The sequence below is a fragment of the Microcystis sp. M53603_WE2 genome, from assembly GCF_030065435.1.
On record NZ_JASJFF010000223.1, the window covers coordinates 1 to 1199 of the forward strand.

The following is a 1199-nucleotide window of genomic DNA, read 5'->3' on the forward strand; positions in this document are numbered from 1 at the left end:
ATACAAGTGTATGCAGACGAAACCCGGCCGCGGCTGCAAGGGGCAAAATTAACCGCCTGTGAATGTCTGCGGGAGGGAATTCCCGTCACCGTGATCACCGATAGCATGGCGGCCCACTGTATGCAGCAAAAACTGATCGATGCGGTGATCGTTGGGGCCGATCGCATTGCGGCCAATGGGGACACGGCTAACAAAATCGGCACCTATTCCCTTGCGGTGGTGGCAAAAGCTCATAATCTGCCTTTTTATGTGGCCGCGCCGCTATCGACGGTGGATTTTTCCCTTAAGGATGGTACGGGGATACCGATCGAACAGCGCGATCGTGCCGAAATTTATCAGGTGGGGACAACTACCCTTTGCCCTAGAGATGTTAACTTTTATAACCCCGCTTTCGATGTTACTCCCGCCGCTTTAATCACCGCTATCATCACGGAAAAAGGAGCGGTAACACCGGCTGAATTAATTTTTTTACCTAAAATGTCGGATGAATGCCCGCGCTAGATTTTTCGACAAGATACTCACCTTTGCGGGGGATGAAATCCGACCAGAATATCAACCGCAGAGCATCGGTTTAATTCCACCATCTGTGGGTAAACTGTGTTATAATTAACTTAGCCAAGGGTCGAGGATTGTTAGATGCTAGTCGTAGAAGCAAAGCTAAAAAACGGAACACCAGAGCAATATCACCGGCTTGATGAAGCTATCAAAACTTCTCAGTTTGTGCGTAATTCTTGTGTTCGTTATTGGCGGTCCAATCAAGGGACAACCCGCAATGATCTCCAAAAACTTTGCGCGGTACTAGCTAACAATAAAGAGACACCATGGGTTAATAAATTAAACTCTCAAGCTCGTCAATCGGCTGCTGATAGAGCCTGGCAATCAATTACTAGGTTTTACCATAATTGTCATGCTAAGATACCGGGAAAAAAGGGGTTTCCTCGGTTCAAAAAACATAACCGTTCGGTTGAGTATAAACTAACGGGCTACAAACTATCAGATGATCGACGTAAAATCAAGTTCACTGATGGCTTTAAAGCAGGAGAATTTGATTTATGGTGTAGTCAAAAGACCTTAGTTTATTATTCAGAGCAACAGATTAGACGGGTAAGAGTTGTTAGACGTGCTGACGGTTATTATTGCCAGTTTCTGATTGACGTAGAACGGCAAGAATACCATAAACCGACGGGACAAATAACAGG

Annotated in this window: 3 protein-coding genes; all 3 read left to right on the plus strand. The window is 45.6% G+C overall.

Annotation, left to right across the window (positions count from 1 at the left end):
• On the plus strand, positions 1-501 hold a 501-nt coding region (locus tag PX481_RS04810), incomplete at its 5' end, for an S-methyl-5-thioribose-1-phosphate isomerase (protein ID WP_288093825.1).
• A complete protein-coding gene (locus PX481_RS04815) occupies positions 485-610 on the plus strand; it encodes a hypothetical protein (RefSeq protein ID WP_002763806.1) in 126 nt (41 codons plus the stop codon). The genes PX481_RS04810 and PX481_RS04815, both read left to right, overlap by 17 nt.
• Before the next feature lie 26 nt (positions 611-636).
• Positions 637-1199, plus strand: a 563-nt coding sequence (locus PX481_RS04820; RefSeq protein WP_502888586.1) for a nuclease/transposase family protein, incomplete at its 3' end; no start/stop codon positions are given.